An 18,121-nucleotide genomic window follows, 5' to 3' on the forward strand; every position below is an offset into this window, starting at 1 on the left:
GGAGGGTTTTAATATGTCTGAAACAAATTTGTATGACCACGCCTATACGCTCGAACGTGCACTGCGAGAAACTCCGGAGTACACAACATTACAAGATTTATACACACAAGTGAACGCTGATCCAGCATCGAATGAACTGTTTGCTTCATTCCGTAACGTTCAACTTGAGCTTCAACAAAAGCAAATGGAAGGTGAAGAAATCACACCTGACGATATGGCTTCAGCTCAAGCAAAAATGTTGGAAGTTCAAAACAATCCACTCATCAGTCAATTGATGCAAGAAGAACAACGGATGCATACGATGTTGACGGAAGTTACTCAAATCATCATGAAGCCGCTCGAAGAACTTTATGCGCCAATGATGGAGCAAAATCAAGACGACGTGCAATAAGATGTAAACAGAGCCTCGGACAATGTCCGGGGCTCTCGGTGTGTAGACAAAGTGGCATTAGACAATAGAAGATTCTTTCTTTTTCGTCGCGTTCCTCTTAATTTGTACATAGATGACTCTGATTTCAATAAGAACTTATGTTGAACTGCCTGCAACAGGCACAATTTTAGGTAAATAAGCACGCTCGAAATGAATTAATTTACCGGCACGCGTGACGCGGGCGCCTTTATGTTCGAACTTTCCTTCTTTGAGACGACGGATCCCTTCCTCCCTTGCATCTGAATCGTTAGGTGATTCAAACGTATCATCGAGTAAAGTTTCTCCACGGTCCGCGAATACAGTAAGTGTATAGAGCATGTCTCTTCCTCCTTTAATAAAATAACTAATTCAAGTGTACTGAATAGTCATTCATTTTACAAGTAGGAGTCAATATCTTGCCACGTTAATTGTCTCGACTTTGGTGGTACTTCAAGATGACTGACACTCATTCCGATTAAACGAATCGGACCCGTGAATTCGATTTCATTAAATAATTTTGTCGTTACCGTGAGTAACCGATCTTCGTCGTTCGTCTCTTCAAGAAAGGTGAAACGTTTTGAACGTGATTGGAATGTCTCTGTTTTCCACTTAACGGTGACCGTCCGACAAACGAGTTCTTTTTGTTGCAGACTACGGACGACAGATTGGGCCTCTCGCTTTAAGGTTTCGAAAATCGTATCAATATCTTCCGTATCTTCTTCGAAGGTCGTTTCAGATCCAATCGATTTGCGCTCACGGTGGGGACGGACTAAACGTTCGTCTTCACCGTGGGCCATCGTATACAATTCTGTTCCACGGTCCCGACCGAGTAACCCGCGGAGTTCTTCGACCGGTGACTGTTGGATATCAGCGACGGTCTCAAATCCATGTTTTCGAAGCGTCTGCTCGGTGACTTTCCCAACACCATGCAAGTCACCGATTTGTAAAGAAGACAAAAAGGGAAGTACCTCCTCAGGTGGGAGAACGGTTAAGCCGTTCGGTTTTTGATAACCGGAAGCAATCTTTGCGACGAGCTTCGAATTAGAGACACCAGCGGATGCCGTCAAGTCCGTCCGGCGTTTGATTTCAGCAAGGATATACTCTGCGATGTGGGTCGCACTCGTCATATTTAAATTATTCTCCGTCACATCGAGGTACGCTTCATCGAGTGATAATGGTTCGACAAGCGGTGTGACTTCAAGAAACAGTTCCATGATTTGCGCACTAACTGCACGATAGACGTCGAATCGGGGACGGATGAAGACGGCACGCGGACAGAGCTGAAAGGCACGACGAGATGGCATCGCGCTGTGGACACCGTACTTCCGTGCTTCATAGGAACAAGTCGCGACGACTCCACGTGCATGAGGAGGGCCACCGACGATGACAGGAACACCCTTTAAGTGAGGGCGATCGCGTTGTTCGACAGAAGCGTAAAAAGCGTCCATATCGATATGAATGATTTTTCGTCCCATCAAAAGTCACCTCCTCCAACTAAATATGATAAACTAAGTATAACGAACTTATGTTCTTATATCTATTTTTTTGTCCGTTTTTTAGGCATGCGAACGAGTGCTCCGAGCCATCCACGCCATTTCATCCAATAAAAGATTCCGCCGGTCGTAATCACGATCAGGGTAAGTGCACCTGCGTAACCGTATTTCCAGTCAAGTTCGGGCATGTTCTTGAAGTTCATGCCCCAAATCGCGCCGAGGGCCATCATCGGGGTCGCAACAGCCGTGAAGATCGTCAGGGCCTTCATGATTTCATTTCCCCTGAAGTTCGAGACGGTCGTCGATAAATCGAGCAGAACCTCAATATCTTTTTGATAGTGTTCAATCAACATCAATAAACGCTCGACACGTCGTTTGGCAAGGCGAAACGGAAGATGTTGTTCAAAATCAGTGACTGCAACGAAGGCTTCTTGGCCTGCGAGAATCAATTCTTGAAAAGGGACGATTAAGTCGGACCAGTTCTCAATTGTATCGCGTAAGGCAAAGATGCTATCGAGTGAATTCTCATTGATGTTGCCCCGGAGTTCATCTTGTCGAGAAAAGAGTTCCGTTTCAAAGTCATCGATGCCTGAAAAGTACGTATTCATTTGTAACGAAAGAATCGCATAAAAGGCATCAAAAGCTGTTTTTGAGTCAAACGGTGCAGTCAGTGACATAATATGTTCAGAGAGTCCGATCGTGATGAGTTCAGTAGGCGTGATGTAATAGCAGATGAAGCGACGGTCGCTTTTGTCGTCAGGATTTTGCCAAGTCACGATTGAACCGTATAAGACACCGAGTTCTGCTCGGGTAAAGTTGACATCTTTTGTACGAAGCTGACGAACCCACTCAATTTTTGAGGGACTGACGGTCTCTTCGTTATTTAGTTGTTGGTCGTAGTCTGATACAGTCATGTAGCGGTACCAGTTAAAGTGCGAATCGAATTTCATGTTTAAGGCTCCCATATAGTAGAATAAATAAGTGAATTGCAGTAAGCATAATGAAAAATATTAAAGATACGATTAACTTCTAAAATAAAGGACGTGTTGTGAAATGAAAGGTATTGGACAACTGGCAGTTGGAGAAATGCTTGATCAACGTGTGATGATTAAGCAGTCGATGAAAGGCATCGCGGCGAACGGAAAACCATATCTCACATTGATTTTAGCAGATAAGACAGGTGAAATTGAGACGAAGATGTGGGATACGAGTGATGTCGAAAAGTATGCACCTAAGTTCATCGTCCATGCGGCAGGTGAAGTGATGGATTATCGCGGCCGGACACAGTTGAAACTAAAACAAATTACGGTACTCGATGAGACCAATGTTGAAGAGTACATTCAGGCAGCACCGCTCCCGCGGGAACAAATCGAAACAGAAGTACTCCAGTACATCGAGTCGATTCAACAAGCGGATATGAAAAAAATCGTCAAACACCTTGTCACTAAAAACTTTAATGCCTACTTTACGCATCCGGCGGCTGTTAAGAACCACCATGCGTTCTATTCAGGGTTATCGTACCACGTACTGTCGATGCTGAAGCTTGCCGATCAAATCGCGAAGCTCTATCCGACATTGAATCGCGATCTACTCGTAGCGGGTGTCGTGTTACATGATTATGCAAAAATAAAAGAGTTATCAGATCCTGTCACGCCAGAGTATACGCTTCCTGGAAAACTTGTCGGTCATATTTCATTAATGGTCGCAGAACTTGAAAAAGTCGGAGCAGAACTCGAGATTGATGCTGAAGTGTTGACGGTCTTACAACATCTAGTGCTCAGTCATCACGGTCGTCCTGAGTGGGGATCGGCAGTAGCACCTCAAATGCGCGAAGCAGAAGTGTTATTTTTAATTGATAACTTGGATGCACGAATGACGATGATGGATCGTCTTCTTGAATACGTGGAACCAGGACAATTCTCTGAACGTTCGTTTGCACTCGACAACCGTTCGTTTTATCGACCAAAATTATAATCAGCGGTAGGGGGAGAATAAAATGAAGGCAAAATTATTCGAAGCAATCGAAATTGGGAATGTGACGTTTCGTAATCGTGTCATCATGGCACCGATGTGTATGTATAGCGCGAAAGAAGACGGTAAGGTGACGGATTGGCACGTGACACATTACGCGTCCCGCGCAGTAGGGGGTGTCGGAGGTGTCATGTTAGAAGCGACAGCTGTGACACCTGACGGACGGATTTCGGCAGGCGATTTAGGAATTTGGTCAGATTCGCAAATTGAAGGCTTACGACGGATTGCGGAGCAAGTACAAGCAGCAGGGGCGAAAGCTGGCGTACAACTAGCACATGCGGGACGGAAAAGTACGACAGCACGTCCGCCTGTCGCACCGAGTCCGATTGCCTTTGATGATTCATATGGAAGTCCAGCCGAGTTATCTATAGAAAACATTAAAAAAATTCAGCAACAATTTATCGATGCAGCATTACGCGTTGAACAAGCAGGGTACGATTTCATTGAATTACATGGGGCACATGGCTATCTAATCAATACATTTTTATCACCGTTATCAAATGAGCGAAACGATCAGTATGGCGGATCGCTTGAAAACCGGATGCGTTTCTTACTTGAAATCATCGAAGGCATTCAAGCAAAATCGGATATCTCACTATGGGTCCGGATTTCAGCAGCTGATCACGCACCGGGTGGAATGACAGCGACGGACTATATTCCACTCGCGCAAGCATTAGTAGAACGAGGTATCGATTTACTCGATTGTAGCTCCGGTGCCGTCGTCGCTAATGCAGTTCCAGACGTATACCCTGGTTATCAAGTTCCCTATGCTGCAGAGCTCAAGCAAGCGACAGGAATCAAGACAGGGGCAGTTGGATTAATTACGACAGCAACGATGGCAGAAGAGATTTTACGGAGTCAACGTGCTGATGTCGTATTACTCGCACGTGAACTCTTACGGCAACCGTACTGGGTTCATCATGCAGCGGCAGAACTCCATGATGAGGTCATCCTTCCGAAGCAATACGAACGTGCGCCCATTCGTTGATCAAAAAAGAACGGACTTAAAAAGGAATCACGCTTTCGCACATGTGCTTTTTTCAGGCGGGGGAGTTGCTTCATCTACGCACTTGGTCGCCATGTTCAGAAAATATGTATAGAAAACGCCGATGACTCCGTATAGAAAACGGAATCATCGGCGTTTTTTGATTATTGCTGTTGTTGCATCATTTGTTGCTGCATTTGTTCTTGTTCTTGTTTATCGAGATCAAATGCGTCTTTAAAGTCTTTATTTTCGACTTTGACATCGTACTCTTTCATCAATGCACGGTAGATATCGTTCGGATTGACTTGTGCTGCTTTTTCTTCAGCAAGTTCTTTTTTGATCCGGTCTTTTTCTTTTTCAAGTGTGAAATCTTTTTTCTCTTTACGATCCGTTACCTTGATGATGTGGTAACCGAATTGCGTTTTGATTGGATCAGAGATTTTACCTTCAACGCCATCTTTGAAGGCATACGTTTCGAATTCCTCGACCATTTTACCTTTTGTGAAGTAACCGAGGTCTCCACCTTTCGTAGCGCTACCTGTATCTGTCGATTTCTCTTTCGCGATTTTTGCGAAGTCTCCACCGTCATCTAACTCTTTTTTGATTGCTTTTGCTTCTGATTCTTTTTCGACAAGAATATGGCTTGCTTTTACTTCAACTTTTTCTTGATCGAAACGTTCTTCAATTTCTTTATCTGTTACTTTAGATTTTGCAGATTTTGCTTCTGTTAAGAGCATTTGTGTGCGAAGAACTTTTTCGAATTCTTTTTCACTTTTAATACCGGCTGTTTCCAATGTAGAGTTGAATTGCTCTTCATCCGGGAATTGGTCTTTTGTTTTTTTGACTTCTGCCTCTACTTCTTTATCCGTTACTTTCTTGCCATATTCTTTTTCAAGAAGCTCGTTCATTGTTTGTTGGAAAGCGATTTGTGCACCCGCTTTTTCATAGGCCTCTTCTTGGACATCAGCCTTGTTCACTTCGCCACCTTTATAGTTGATGACGGCTTCATCATTTGACCCACACGCTGCTAGTGTGAAAACACTTGCGACTGCTGCTGCACTTAAAAATTTCTTCTTCATACATACACCCCTAATTTACCATTTATTTCAACCGTTCTATCATATCATATCCTGGCTAGGTTGACAGCTGCACACCTTTTCAAAAGATGTTTGCTCCTTTCTATGCTATCACATACACGATCCGCGTTGATGACTATTTTTATGGGAAATTGTGAAGGGGAAGCGATGTTTGACATTGGCTAGTAATATGACCGCAATCAAAAAAAGCGCTCTAGGCATCGGCCAGAACGCTAGCTCTTCAAATACTAAACGAATTCATGCCTTTTTGATTGAATCGATGACAGGGTCTTGCGGGCGACGATCAGCTTCTTCTGTAATCATTTTCGACGTTTCAGCGAAGATATCCATGAAACTGTCTCCGTATAAACGACGAACGATCGCAGAGATGTCCGTCAGCTCAGGAAACTTCCCGTATAATTCTTGAAGCGGGAGTGAGGCACGGAAGACACCATTCTCTTCCGGGCGGAACGCTTGAATGGTTTCAAGTAATAACGTTTCGCCGGCTGGTGTAAGCTGGACGTACGTATTTCGTTTATCCGTCTCTTTCTTCGAGAATGTCAACAGACCACGGTCTTCTAATTTTTTAGAGAAGTTAAACGCCGTTGAAACGTGCATGACACCGTACTTCGCGATCTCAGAAATCGAAGCACCACCTAAAGCATGTGAAATCCAGAGGATATGATGCTCATTGATGTTTAAATCAAAGGGCTTAATCCAATTTTGCCAATCTTTTTCTACCGTTTTCCATAGTGCTTTGCTCAGCTGGACAATTTTATGACTGTATAACAGTGCTTCTTGTCCAGGATATAATTTTTCATGTTCCATATCTGACTCATCCTTTCGAAAGGTGACGATGGCTAAAAAACGCAAAATGCAAACTATACAAAAAACAAATCGAAGCAATGGACCTTACTTTTGAGGAGAGAGGTGATCCGCATCTTGTTTCGCCTCATCAGCTAATTCTTGGATACGCGAAATGGATTCTTGAATCTCGGCTTGATACACAGAGACATCTTTCGTAACTTCATCTTTGAAGGTTGTACCGGAAATTTTAGCTGTCTCTATTAAGTTCTTGCCCTCCTGTGTTAAATCCTGCACGTTCGTTACGATTGTAGAATAAGAATTTCGACGTTGTTTACCATTCGAAGAGTCACTTTTAGTACCTTGGCGAAGCGCCTTCAAACCGTAAAAAGTCACAAGCGACAGCGTAGCACCAAAAGCGACCCAGTTACGTTGGGGACGCTTCGACATAGTTTACCTCCTTCTTTAATATTAAAATATTTGTTTCATATTATTTTACCGAAAATCCGATATTGGAAACCTATTTTGACAATATTTCTAAAAAAGGGTGTATGGAATAATGCATTCGAAGGTCTTTTTACAGGTGAGTCGAGATTGAATTTGCTAAAATGGCAAGCTCTTCAGCCGTGTAGTCTTCATTATGAACTTCCCATTTTGCGCCAAAACCATCATGTTTATCATGCCGTGGGATTAAATGAATATGAAAGTGTGATACGGACTGTCCAGCGACCTTGCCCGTGTTCGATAGAATGTTGATGCCAGCAGCTTGTGTTTCCTTTTGTAAGGCACGACTAATTTCCGGAACAACGGCAAAGACTGATTGAGCATCTTCGACGGATAAATCGTATACGTGATCTGCATGTTGTTTTGGAATGACTAATGTATGACCTTTCGTAACTTGAGAAAGATCGAGGAATGCAAGAACCTCATCATTTTCAAAGACTTTATGGCTAGGTACTTCGTGCTTAGCAATTTTGCAGAAAATACAGTTATCTTTTTGCATAGGGATTACTCCTTTTATAAAAATAGAATTATCTCCATCTTAAGTGTGATTGACAACGTAATCAAACGTTTTTACACTTAGATACACAAGATTAAAGAAAGTAGGGAACTCACGATGCCGTCTCGTATGACGTTACATGAACGAAGGAAAAAACGAAATCAGCGTTTGCTCATCATCGGAATCGTTCTCCTCTTAGTTGCAGGGGGAGTCTGGGGGTACGTAAGCCAAATCAAGCCGGCTGCTGAGCGAGAGCGTACAGAAGCTGTTTTTGTGAAAGCCGTGAACGATCAGGATCGGGCTGCGTTCCAAAAACTCGTCTATGAAGATGATCAGGTCGTATCGATTGCGGAAGCAACTCGTTTGATGAAATGGTTTCAGGCAGAGGATGGACGTCTCAGCCGAGCAGCGGCGGAGATTAGAGCCGATCAGCGAAACTACCCTGAACCTACAGCAGAGAAAAATGAACAGGATTTGTTCGAGCTAAAAAAAACAGCAGGGCGCTTTTGGTATGACGAATATGTGCTTCATCTAAATAAACAGCTACTTCAAGTAACGAGTGATGTACCAGAGACGACCGTCTTCATAGATGATGAAGAAGTAGGCGTCCAGGAGGATGAGCCGTTGAAAATCAAACGTTTTCCGGGTGAGTACGATGTACTTGCAAGTGTCGAAGCCAATGGTAAGACGGGACGAGACCGTCAAACCGTTCAACTGGGAGACGAAAAAACAACGGAAGTAACGTTTAAGTTGGCGAAGCAAATCAAACCAGACGTCACGGAGCAGTATGGATTAGACATCGAAAAATTGTTAGAAACTGAAGTCGAGGCAAGAACAGGCAAGTCGATCGACGCGATGACAGCTTATTTGGATGAGAACCGTTCTTCTGTTGAAAAAGAATTTGGTCCTCCCGCATCAAATGTAGCAAATCGTGCAGTGTACGACGGTTTTGAAGTGACGTATGCAAACAATGATGTAAAAAGCATCATGATTGATTTAAATAAGACGCCGTCTGAGCTTGAAGCAGTCGCCGGTAAACCGGAATCGAAAAGTAATGAATCGATCGGGACCGTCTGGGAGTACCCGACGAGCTTCTTTGAAGATATACTAGGGTGGCTTAACTTACGGTCAGAAAAAAGAGTAATCGAGCGTTCGGATAAAATGTGGTTAGAATTTCGCTGATGGTACAAAAAAAGCACTGGTAACGACTTTGAGAACTTCGAGTCTGTTACCGGTGCTTTCATTTATTATTTTTTGTTCACTGCACGAAGAATGAACGAAACGATTAGAATCAAGATGATTGCTCCGAGTAATGCTGGAATAATCGCAAATCCTCCGATAACTGGTCCCCAGTCACCTAAGAGAGCTTGACCGATCATGGCCCCGACGAAACCTGCGATGATGTTACCGATGATACCACCGGGAACGTCTTTACCAAGAATAAGACTTGCCAACCAACCAATGATACCACCGACGATTAAAGCCCATAAGAATCCCATTTAAAACACTCCTTTTTTAGTTTGAATAAGGTCTCAAGTAATTAGTTTTTATTACCGTTTACGAACTGAACGAAGAACGAGTGATACGATGAAGATTAAGATGATTGCACCGATGATGGCAGGAATGACTGCAAAACCGCCGATAGAAGGTCCCATGTCTCCGAAGATGGCTTGTCCGATCATTGAACCGATGAAACCAGCGACGATGTTACCGATGATGCCGCCAGGAACGTCTTTCCCGATAATTAAACTCGCTACCCAACCAATTAAACCGCCGACGATTAAAGCCCATAAGAATCCCATTAAAATACACTCCTCTGAATTAGTAGTTGTAGTTACTGTTACTTATTTTTTGTTTACTGAACGAAGAATCAACGATACGATGAAGATTAAGATGATTGCACCGATGATTGCAGGAATGATCGCGAATCCACCAAGGTCAGGTCCCATGTCCCCGAAGATGGCTTGTCCGATCATTGAACCGATGAAACCTGCGACGATGTTACCGATGATGCCGCCCGGTACGTCTTTCCCGATGATTAAGCTCGCTACCCAACCAATCAAACCGCCAACGATTAAAGCCCATAAAAATCCCATTTAAAAACACTCCTTTGAATTACTAGTTTTAGTGGTTACTGCTACTTACTTTTTATTTACTGAACGAAGAACGAGTGACACGATGAAGATTAAGATAATTGCACCAATGATTGCAGGAATTACCGCGAAACCGCCGATAGAAGGTCCCATGTCCCCGAAGATGGCTTGTCCGATCATTGAACCGATGAAACCTGCGATGATGTTACCGATGATGCCGCCCGGTACGTCTTTCCCGATGATTAAGCTCGCTACCCAACCAATTAAACCGCCGACGATTAAAGCCCATAAAAATCCCATTTAAAAACACTCCTCTAATTTAAATTGTTATTCGATGATAATGATTACTTGCGAATGGCACGAAGAATCAATGACACGATGAAGATTAAGATGATTGCACCTAAGATTGCAGGAATGATTGCGAACCCGGCAAGATCAGGTCCCATTGAACCGAAGATTGACTGTCCGATGATTGCGCCGATGAAACCAGCGATGATGTTACCGATGATGCCACCAGGAACGTCTTTCCCGATGATTAAACTTGCTACCCAACCGATTAGTCCACCAACGATTAAAGCCCATAAGAATCCCATTTGAAGCACTCCTTTTCATACTTAGATTTACCTGTTTTCAGGTTGTTATAAACACTTTGAAAATGAATGACTCATAAACGTAATTTTTGATGAGAAGTAAAACAATACAAGTAGATAAGATAGCTAGACGATTAGACCAGTTACTTCTCTATAAAACGTTTGATGTGACATACACTTTCAATTTTTGTAAATCGTTTTTCATATATTGATGTAACGATTACACTTAGAGTAATTGCCGTAATAAGATGTATTGAAACCTTTTCTTTTAAAAAAAATCATCAACAGTAGAAAAACAAGGATGAATTGTCTAGGATAGTTAATGAGAGGAGTGGCTAGATTTGTTATTAGAAATTAAAGATCTTTCAGGTGGATATGGATCGAAAACAGTGTTGCATCATATTGATATAGCAGTAAAGCAAGGGGAGTTAGTTGGACTGATTGGATTAAATGGTGCCGGGAAATCGACGACGATTAAGCACATATTAGGATTGTTACCCATTAAGTCAGGTGAAATCTTGATTAACGGTGTCAGTCTGTCAGCTGATGAACAAACGTACCGGAAACAAGTGGCATACATCCCGGAACAGCCGATGTTATACGAACAGTTGACTCTTCGAGAGCACCTTCGCTTAATGGCGCAAGGGTATGATGTCGATGAGAAAACAGCACAAGAACGAATCGAACATTACACAGAGCGATTGCGGATGACGAAACAGCTGGAATGGTTTCCAAGTGTATTTTCTAAAGGAATGAAACAAAAGGCGATGATTCTCTGTGCTTTAATCACAGGCAGTGAGTTATTGATTGTTGACGAACCGTTTGTTGGTCTCGATCCACTAGCGATCCGGGAATTGTTGAATATTTTTAGTGAATTAAAAACCGATGGAAAAGGTATTTTAATGTCCACACATATTTTAGAGACTGCGGAGCGGCATTGTAATCGATTTATTCTCCTTCACGATGGACATATCGCAGCAGAGGGGACGACCGAGGAATTGCGGAAACGTTTTGATTTAACGGATAGTTCGCTTGATGACATTTATGTAGCTGCCATTGAGGAGGCAGAAGGATGACGAGTGCTACCTTATGGCGAGAACGCTATCAAGCTGCGATGTCGGAAATGACCAAGTACACGAAGTACATGGCGAACGGTGGGTTGTTATTTACGGTCTACTTCGTCGTATTATATGCTCTCGTCGTCTATGGGCGGTTTCTGAATCAAATCAATGGCGACTTTCCTGGAAATCTGCTGATGGGCGGTTTATTCATTATCATCGCCTTTTATCGGACGGCACGAACGTTCTTAGTCGAAGCTGACCAAGTATTTTTATTGCCGAACTTGCCGCAACTTAGTTCTTATATGAAGCGGGTCCGACTGTACAATGCTTTTTTAGGAATGGTTCGAGTTGTCATTCCGTTTTTAGCAATCGCTGTCCTTTATGTAAGAACGGAATCAACGAGTCCGCTTGAGATGATCGTATTATTTTTCGCTCTCGCGATGATTGGTGCGAGCGCGAACCTATCGAAACTAGAAGCGATTCCGCACCGACTTGTCGTTCTGCATGCAGTGGGTGCAGGGGTTTTAGTGATGATTGACATGCCGATTTTCAGTATAGTGATTACGAGCTTACTGCTCGTCACGCTGCACCTAAAAAAATATCAGCAGTTACCGCTGATGGAATGGATTGCAATCGAGCAAGAGTCGCGTGATCGTTTCTATCGGATTGCGAACTGGTTCGTCGATGTTCCACGCTTATCGAAGACGTATAAACAACGCCGTATCTTAAGTCAACTCGTCGAAAAAATTCAATTTGATAAAAAACAAACGTTCGACTACCTTTACATGAAGCAACTCATTCGTAGCACAGACGGAATTGGATTGATTGTTCGGCTTACATTGATTGGAGCAGTCTTCATCTGGCTCGGAAAAGATAATCCATGGCTTGTCACGTTTGCAATTCCTGCCTTCAGTGGTTTGACAAGTTTCCAATTGGCACCGTTCACACGAGCGATTGACTCACACCTCTTAACGCGCTTGTTGCCTTTTGGAGATGCGAATAGCTCTCGTAAAAAAGTCATTCGGGTCGCGTCAATCCTTCAGATTATCGCATTAGCATTAATCGCTATGTTAATGAACGGACAACCTATCGTCTTGATTGGGGCAATCATCGCCATTGCCGTTAGTGAAATGTATCTCAGAAAATGAAATGTAATGTATGACAGACTAACCCCCGATTTCTCGTTCCTAAGTAGGCACGAGAAATCGGGGGTTAGTTTCTTGTTTAAGAAAGCGAGAGCTTAATTCACTTTTTCAGAAGTTTCAGCATCGTACGTTGCTTTTAGTTCTTTACTGATTGGAGCGGGGAGGTCATAGGAAGCTTGTCCGTGTTCAGCGACATCAAGTCCGCGGAGTTCATCTTCTCGCGTGATCCGAAGACCGATCGTTACATCGAGGAGTTTGAGGAAAGCATAACTTAAGACACTGACGACGACGACGGCGAAGACAACACCGAGTGCTTGGACACCGAGTTGACCAAATCCACCCCCGTAGAATAATCCAGCTTGTCCAATCCCTGTGATTTCAACGAGGCGTGGTGAGGCGAAGAACCCGGTAGCAAGTGTGCCCCAAATCCCGGCGACACCGTGAACAGAGAAGGCACATAATGGATCATCGACACGGCGCGCGAGTAAAATGCTTGTTCCGTACGTGATGATACCTGCGAGGAAACCGATGACGACGGCACCCCACGGCTCAACAAATGCACAGGCTGCAGTGATCGCGACGAGTGCTGCAAGTACGCCGTTGATAATCGAAGGAATGTCTGCCACACGACGATGCCAGAAAGAAATAGCGAGTGCGCCGAGTGCGCCGGCAGCTGTCGCAAGTAACGTCGTCAAGGCGACATAACTGAAGAACCCGTCGGCAATCGTCAATGTCGATCCAGCGTTGAAGCCGAACCAGCATAACCAAAGAATGAAGGCGCCGACGACAGAATAGATGACGTTGTGACCAAGGAGCGGCGTTTTTTCAGCGCCAATCCGCTTTTTCAAAATTAACGCGGCGACGAGAGCGGCGATTCCACCTTGTAAGTGGACGACGGTCGAACCGGCGAAGTCTTGCATACCGAGTGAACCGAGGAAACCACCTGCCCAAACGGAGCGAGCGATGATTGGATAAATGATGGCGACAAAGAATGTTCCGAACAGCAGATAAACAGATAGTTTAGCTCGTTCAGCAAACCCGCCCCAGGCAATCGCTAAGGAAACAGCGACGAATGAGAGTTGGAAGAGGAACTTAACATCGATTGTAACATTTGACCAGTCGAGACTTGAGAACCCTCCTTGTAAGAAGAATCCTTCCGTTCCGATTAGACCAGGTCCGTCTCCGAACGTCAGTCCAAACCCAATCGCCCAAAAAGCTAACGCGGCGACGGAAAAACTAATGAGCTGTTTGACGGCGACGTGCCCTGCATTTTTGGCGCGTAACATTCCCGTTTCAAGTAATAGGAAACCGATTTGCATCGTAAAGACGAGTAGCGTAGCGAATAAGACATAAAACGTATCAACTGAAATGATCATTTCTTCAAGATTCATCGTCGTTCCTCCTTTATCAATTTAAAGTATGTGTTTACTTTAAACGGAAATTGTTTTTAAGGAACGACTTGTGTCAGAAAATCTGACATGGTATTTTTATCAAAAGGAGTGACGAAGATGAGTTACCGTGAAAAGAAAGTGATGTCGATCGGGATTGTCTGTGAATTGACAGGGTTATCGGAACGTCAGATTCGTTACTATGAGGAGCGGAAACTTATTTTCCCGGAGCGTACGAACGGGAAAACACGAAAATATTCATTTACAGATATTGAACGACTAGTTGAAGTTGCAGAAAAAATCGAAGATGGTTGGCGGACGCATGAAATCCGTGAAAAAGAGCGGAAAGTAACGGAGCAGCAACGAACTGATTTAATTCGGGGACAATTGAATGCTGCGTTTGGTCTTTACAAGAAACGGTGAACATTTAATGAACTGGATAAGGAACTGTAATTTTGTAACCGATTTATTGGCACAGACTTCTTCATTTCAGATATAATGTTTCTGTGTTCACAAACTTATCGTACGTTATTTTGGGGCGTTAGTAAGAGTATAAAGGGGTAGTTATGATGAAAAACTTCAATGATACGTTTTTACGGGCGGTCCGTGGCGAACAAGTGGGCCACGTACCTGTCTGGTACATGCGACAAGCAGGTCGTTATCAAGCGGAATATCGTGAAATTAAAAAGACGCGTACGCTGTTCGAGATCACACATGATCCAGAACTATGTGCATACGTTACTGAATTGCCGGTTAAACAACTTGGTGTTGACGCAGCGATTCTGTACAAAGACATCATGACGCCATTACCATCTATGGGTGTTGATGTTGAAATTAAAAGTGGCATCGGTCCGGTCATCGCGAATCCGATTCAAACGATGGAAGATGTACAGGCGCTACAACCGTTTAAAAAAGAAGATATTCCATATATCTTCGAGACCATCAAGTTATTACGGGAACGATTAGAAGTACCATTGATTGGGTTTTCAGGCGCACCGTTTACACTTGCCAGCTATATGATTGAAGGTGGACCTTCAAAAGGCTACCATAAAACGAAAGCATTGATGTATGGACATCCGGATGTATGGCATGCATTAATGGAGAAACTCGGAGACATGGTGATTGACTACATTAAAGCTCAAGTTGATGCTGGGATTCAAGCGTTTCAGATTTTTGATTCATGGGTCGGAACGACAAGTCAGAAAGATTATGTTCTCTACATCAAACCGACAATGGAGCGGATTTTCACGGAATTAAAAGAAACGGGCGTTCCGATGATTATGTTTGGTGTCGGTGCAAGTCACTTAGCAGAAGAGTGGCATGATTTACCGCTCGACGTCGTTGGACTTGATTGGCGTCTGTCGATCGACGAAGCACGCGAACGCGGGTTGACAAAAACGTTGCAAGGAAACCTTGATCCCTCTTATTTACTTGCACCATGGGAAATCTTAGAAGCGAAAGCAACAGAGATTCTTGACATGGGAATGAAACGTCCTGGATTCATCTTTAATTTAGGACATGGAATCTTCCCGGAAGTCGACCCAGAAGTCTTAAAACGCTTGACTGCATTTATCCATGATTATTCGAAAGAAAAAATGGAGGTAGCAAAATGAAAACACTTGGATTACTCGTAATGGCATACGGAACACCGTATAAACCGGAAGATATCGAACGATATTACACGCACATCCGTCGTGGGCGTAAACCGTCACCTGAAGCACTCGCTGAACTGACGGAGCGTTATGAAGCAATCGGCGGTGTCTCGCCACTTGCACAAGTCACGATTGACCAGGCGGAAGAATTACATCGTCAGTTGTCTGCAAAATATGCGGGCGAAATTGAGTTCAAACTCTATCTAGGTCTCAAGCACATCGAACCGTTCGTCGAAGATGCGGTCGAGCAAATGGCAAAAGACGGCATCACGGAAGCAGTGACGGTTGTTTTAGCACCACACTATTCGACATTCAGCATTCGTTCATACAATGGACGAGCAAAAGAAGTCGCGGACAAACACGGAATTCAGCTTGCTTCTGTCGAATCATGGTACCAAGAAGAAGCATTCATCAACTGGTGGGGACAAGCGATTCGTCAAACATTCGATGCACTGCCTGTAACAGAAGAAAAAGCGGTCCTCGTCGTGTCAGCGCATAGTCTTCCTGAGAAAATCATTGCAAACGGTGACCCGTATCCGGATCAATTGAAAGAAACGGCAGAGTTGATTGCAAAACGTGCTGGTGTCAAACATATGATTACAGGATGGCAATCGGCAGGACAAACACCTGAACCTTGGCTCGGGCCAGACGTTCAAGATTTAACGCGTGATGTTTATGAAGCAGAAGGGTATGAAGCATTCGTATACGTACCAGTCGGATTCGTCGCTGACCATTTAGAAGTTTTGTTTGATAATGATTACGAGTGTAAAGTCGTATGTGACGAACTCGGTATCCACTATGCTCGACCAGGTATGCCAAATGCGGAGCCGGCTTTCATGGAGGCAGTCACGGAAGCCGTCGCAAAACAAGTTGGTAGCTATGTCAAGTAAACGTCTCGTTATCGTCGGCGGGGGTATTACTGGTCTTGCCGCTGCCTATTTCGCAGAACGTTTATTTCCTGATTTAAATATCACCGTCCTAGAAGCAGGTGAGCGACTTGGTGGTAAAGTCGCGACCTATCGAGAAGACGGCTTCATGATTGAGCGTGGTCCGGATTCTTACGTCGCACGAAAACACATCTTGACCGATTTAATTGAAGCGGTTGGATTAGGCGATAAGTTGGTTCGAAACAACACGTCGCAAGCATTCATTTTAGATCCAGGTGGTCTCCATCCGATTCCGAAAGGGTCTGTGATGGGGATCCCGACCGATTTAAACTTATTTTCAGAGACGACGTTGCTGACAGATTCGGAAAAAGCGGAGGTTGCACGATTGTTGCTTCATCCTTCTGATCAATTGACGATTCCTGAAGAAGATATTCCGCTCGGTAGTTACTTGCGTCCTCGCCTCGGGGATGCGCTGGTCGAGAAGTTGATCGAACCGTTATTGTCGGGAATTTATGCCGGGAACATTGATCAAATGAGTACGTTCGCGACATATCCGCAGTTCGTTGCGAATGAACAAAAAGCGGGATCGTTATTCGAAGGGATGCGTTTGATGCGTCCGACTGCTCAAGTTCAAGGACAAACGAAACCAGCGACAGGACAGTTCCTGTCACTTTCAACGGGACTTGAATCGCTAGTCGAACGTTTAGAAGAAGTGCTTGAACGGACTGAAATTCGTCTAGAAACGCCTTTACTCGAAGTTGCGCGTGAAAATGAACGGTATCGCTTAAAAACAGATCATGGTCCTGAGTATGCCGATTATGTACTCTTGACGATTCCTCATCCTCAAGTCGTCAGTTTACTTCCGGATGCCGATTTACGGGAACTTGAGCAGTTGAAGACCCATTCAACGGCGACGGTTACGCTGATTTTCGATGAGCAAGCGACATTACCCATTGAAGGTACAGGTTTTGTCGTCAATCGACGTGCCCCGTATTCGATTACGGCATGTACGGCGATCGATCAAAAGTGGAGTCATTCTGCACCGAATCATACGGTTTTACGCGCTTTTGTCGGTCGGCCAGGTAATGATGCGCTCGTTCACGAGACGGATGATGTCATCAAGGAAACAGTATTAAAAGATTTGGAACAAATTTGTGGTCAAACGCTTGCACCGAGACAAGTCATCATCAGCCGGTTAGTTGATGGTTTACCAGCTTATACGGTTGGTCATGCAGGACGGATTCAAATTGTCCGTGACGAAGTCATGAGTAAGTATCCTGGTGTGTATTTAGCGGGATTGGCTTATGATGGCGTCGGTTTACCGGATTGTGTTGCCAGTGCGAAAACGATGGTTGAAGAAATCGCTATACAGCACGGACACGAACAGTCGAACGCTTAAACTAACATGCCTGAAATTCAGTTACTACTGAATTTCAGGCATGTTTTTTAATGAACGGCAAAGGGACTAAAGAATGGATGCTGGGGAATAGAAGGGAGAGGAGGGATG

23 protein-coding genes are annotated in these 18,121 nt (G+C 44.0%); 10 read left to right on the top strand and 13 right to left on the bottom strand.

Annotation, left to right across the window (positions count from 1 at the left end; translation table 11 throughout):
• Window positions 1-13 precede the first annotated feature (13 nt).
• Entirely contained in the window at window positions 14-391 is a 378-nt protein-coding gene (locus KNQ02_RS05110; RefSeq protein ID WP_029332804.1) for a YlbF/YmcA family competence regulator, read from the top strand.
• A 135-nt stretch (window positions 392-526) separates the two neighbouring features.
• Here KNQ02_RS05110 and KNQ02_RS05115 read toward each other — a convergent pair whose 3' ends face one another.
• The 3 genes from KNQ02_RS05115 to KNQ02_RS05125 all read right to left on the bottom strand — a co-directional run bounded on the left by KNQ02_RS05115 (window position 527) and on the right by KNQ02_RS05125 (window position 2,852).
• The gene (locus KNQ02_RS05115) at window positions 527-748 is read right to left on the bottom strand and encodes a YhzD family protein (protein WP_088836449.1); all 222 of its coding nucleotides are present in this window, start codon (window positions 746-748) and stop codon (window positions 527-529) included.
• A gap of 56 nt (window positions 749-804) precedes the next feature.
• The gene (dinB, locus tag KNQ02_RS05120) at window positions 805-1,884 is read right to left on the bottom strand and encodes a DNA polymerase IV (RefSeq protein WP_251132114.1); all 1,080 of its coding nucleotides are present in this window, start codon (window positions 1,882-1,884) and stop codon (window positions 805-807) included.
• 62 nt (window positions 1,885-1,946) lie between these two features.
• Window positions 1,947-2,852, bottom strand: a complete 906-nt coding sequence (locus tag KNQ02_RS05125) for a magnesium transporter CorA family protein (RefSeq protein WP_214807433.1) — start codon at window positions 2,850-2,852, stop codon at window positions 1,947-1,949.
• 103 nt (window positions 2,853-2,955) lie between these two features.
• On the opposite strand from KNQ02_RS05125, the gene KNQ02_RS05130 reads away from it, so the two are divergent.
• Together KNQ02_RS05130 and namA are read left to right on the top strand one after the other, a co-directional pair.
• Window positions 2,956-3,876: an HD domain-containing protein gene (locus KNQ02_RS05130; RefSeq protein ID WP_029332810.1), complete on the top strand. Its 921-nt coding sequence runs from the start codon at window positions 2,956-2,958 to the stop codon at window positions 3,874-3,876.
• Between the two features lie 22 nt (window positions 3,877-3,898).
• Complete coding sequence (gene namA, locus KNQ02_RS05135) at window positions 3,899-4,921, top strand: NADPH dehydrogenase NamA (protein ID WP_214807436.1); 1,023 nt, start codon at window positions 3,899-3,901, stop codon at window positions 4,919-4,921.
• A 161-nt stretch (window positions 4,922-5,082) separates the two neighbouring features.
• Here the strand turns inward: namA and KNQ02_RS05140 are convergent, their stop codons facing one another.
• From KNQ02_RS05140 to KNQ02_RS05155, 4 genes are all read right to left on the bottom strand, one after another.
• Window positions 5,083-5,997: a peptidylprolyl isomerase gene (locus KNQ02_RS05140; RefSeq protein ID WP_214807438.1), complete on the bottom strand. Its 915-nt coding sequence runs from the start codon at window positions 5,995-5,997 to the stop codon at window positions 5,083-5,085.
• 255 nt (window positions 5,998-6,252) lie between these two features.
• On the bottom strand, window positions 6,253-6,822 hold the full coding sequence (locus KNQ02_RS05145) for an HTH-type transcriptional regulator Hpr (RefSeq protein WP_029332813.1): 570 nt from the start codon (window positions 6,820-6,822) through the stop codon (window positions 6,253-6,255).
• 84 nt (window positions 6,823-6,906) lie between these two features.
• Window positions 6,907-7,248 (bottom strand): hypothetical protein, encoded by a 342-nt coding sequence (locus KNQ02_RS05150; protein WP_029332814.1) that lies wholly within the window; start codon window positions 7,246-7,248, stop codon window positions 6,907-6,909.
• Window positions 7,249-7,375: 127 nt separating this feature from the next.
• Window positions 7,376-7,801 carry an HIT family protein gene (locus KNQ02_RS05155; protein ID WP_029332815.1) on the bottom strand — a complete coding sequence of 142 codons (426 nt, stop codon included), beginning with the start codon at window positions 7,799-7,801 and terminating at the stop codon, window positions 7,376-7,378.
• 114 nt (window positions 7,802-7,915) lie between these two features.
• Between KNQ02_RS05155 and KNQ02_RS05160 the strand changes: the two genes are divergently transcribed.
• On the top strand, window positions 7,916-8,980 hold the full coding sequence (locus KNQ02_RS05160; RefSeq protein WP_214807443.1) for a TcaA second domain-containing protein: 1,065 nt from the start codon (window positions 7,916-7,918) through the stop codon (window positions 8,978-8,980).
• Window positions 8,981-9,045: 65 nt separating this feature from the next.
• Here KNQ02_RS05160 and KNQ02_RS05165 read toward each other — a convergent pair whose 3' ends face one another.
• From KNQ02_RS05165 to KNQ02_RS05185, 5 genes are read right to left on the bottom strand one after another with little or no spacing between them, the layout of a single operon-like run.
• The gene (locus KNQ02_RS05165) at window positions 9,046-9,297 is read right to left on the bottom strand and encodes a GlsB/YeaQ/YmgE family stress response membrane protein (protein ID WP_029332817.1); all 252 of its coding nucleotides are present in this window, start codon (window positions 9,295-9,297) and stop codon (window positions 9,046-9,048) included.
• 51 nt (window positions 9,298-9,348) lie between these two features.
• Entirely contained in the window at window positions 9,349-9,600 is a 252-nt protein-coding gene (locus KNQ02_RS05170; RefSeq protein WP_088836457.1) for a GlsB/YeaQ/YmgE family stress response membrane protein, read from the bottom strand.
• Between the two features lie 42 nt (window positions 9,601-9,642).
• On the bottom strand, window positions 9,643-9,894 hold the full coding sequence (locus KNQ02_RS05175) for a GlsB/YeaQ/YmgE family stress response membrane protein (protein WP_214769857.1): 252 nt from the start codon (window positions 9,892-9,894) through the stop codon (window positions 9,643-9,645).
• 45 nt (window positions 9,895-9,939) lie between these two features.
• Window positions 9,940-10,191 carry a GlsB/YeaQ/YmgE family stress response membrane protein gene (locus KNQ02_RS05180; RefSeq protein ID WP_088836459.1) on the bottom strand — a complete coding sequence of 84 codons (252 nt, stop codon included), beginning with the start codon at window positions 10,189-10,191 and terminating at the stop codon, window positions 9,940-9,942.
• A 44-nt stretch (window positions 10,192-10,235) separates the two neighbouring features.
• A complete protein-coding gene (locus KNQ02_RS05185) occupies window positions 10,236-10,484 on the bottom strand; it encodes a GlsB/YeaQ/YmgE family stress response membrane protein (protein ID WP_088836460.1) in 249 nt (82 codons plus the stop codon).
• Window positions 10,485-10,822: 338 nt separating this feature from the next.
• Here KNQ02_RS05185 and KNQ02_RS05190 point away from each other — a divergent pair, with 338 nt between their 5' ends.
• Both KNQ02_RS05190 and KNQ02_RS05195 read left to right on the top strand, forming a co-directional pair.
• Entirely contained in the window at window positions 10,823-11,557 is a 735-nt protein-coding gene (locus tag KNQ02_RS05190; RefSeq protein ID WP_088836461.1) for an ABC transporter ATP-binding protein, read from the top strand.
• Window positions 11,554-12,690, top strand: a complete 1,137-nt coding sequence (locus KNQ02_RS05195; RefSeq protein WP_088836462.1) for an ABC transporter permease — start codon at window positions 11,554-11,556, stop codon at window positions 12,688-12,690. The genes KNQ02_RS05190 and KNQ02_RS05195 overlap by 4 nt, the downstream gene beginning before the upstream one ends.
• Window positions 12,691-12,782: 92 nt before the next feature.
• Here KNQ02_RS05195 and KNQ02_RS05200 read toward each other — a convergent pair whose 3' ends face one another.
• A complete protein-coding gene (locus tag KNQ02_RS05200) occupies window positions 12,783-14,078 on the bottom strand; it encodes an ammonium transporter (RefSeq protein WP_029332822.1) in 1,296 nt (431 codons plus the stop codon).
• A gap of 117 nt (window positions 14,079-14,195) precedes the next feature.
• Here KNQ02_RS05200 and KNQ02_RS05205 point away from each other — a divergent pair, with 117 nt between their 5' ends.
• The 4 genes from KNQ02_RS05205 (at window position 14,196) to hemG (ending at window position 18,013) form a co-directional block, all read left to right on the top strand.
• A complete protein-coding gene (locus KNQ02_RS05205) occupies window positions 14,196-14,498 on the top strand; it encodes a MerR family transcriptional regulator (RefSeq protein ID WP_088836463.1) in 303 nt (100 codons plus the stop codon).
• 143 nt (window positions 14,499-14,641) lie between these two features.
• On the top strand, window positions 14,642-15,688 hold the full coding sequence (gene hemE, locus KNQ02_RS05210; RefSeq protein WP_088836464.1) for a uroporphyrinogen decarboxylase: 1,047 nt from the start codon (window positions 14,642-14,644) through the stop codon (window positions 15,686-15,688).
• Window positions 15,685-16,617 carry a ferrochelatase gene (gene hemH / locus KNQ02_RS05215; protein ID WP_214769860.1) on the top strand — a complete coding sequence of 311 codons (933 nt, stop codon included), beginning with the start codon at window positions 15,685-15,687 and terminating at the stop codon, window positions 16,615-16,617. Before hemE ends, hemH begins: the two co-directional genes overlap by 4 nt.
• The gene (gene hemG / locus KNQ02_RS05220; protein WP_214765529.1) at window positions 16,607-18,013 is read left to right on the top strand and encodes a protoporphyrinogen oxidase; all 1,407 of its coding nucleotides are present in this window, start codon (window positions 16,607-16,609) and stop codon (window positions 18,011-18,013) included. Before hemH ends, hemG begins: the two co-directional genes overlap by 11 nt.
• The last annotated feature ends 108 nt before the right edge of the window (window positions 18,014-18,121 follow it).

It is taken from the genome of Exiguobacterium sp. s102, assembly GCF_018618635.1.
Lineage (GTDB): Bacteria > Bacillota > Bacilli > Exiguobacteriales > Exiguobacteriaceae > Exiguobacterium_A > Exiguobacterium_A oxidotolerans.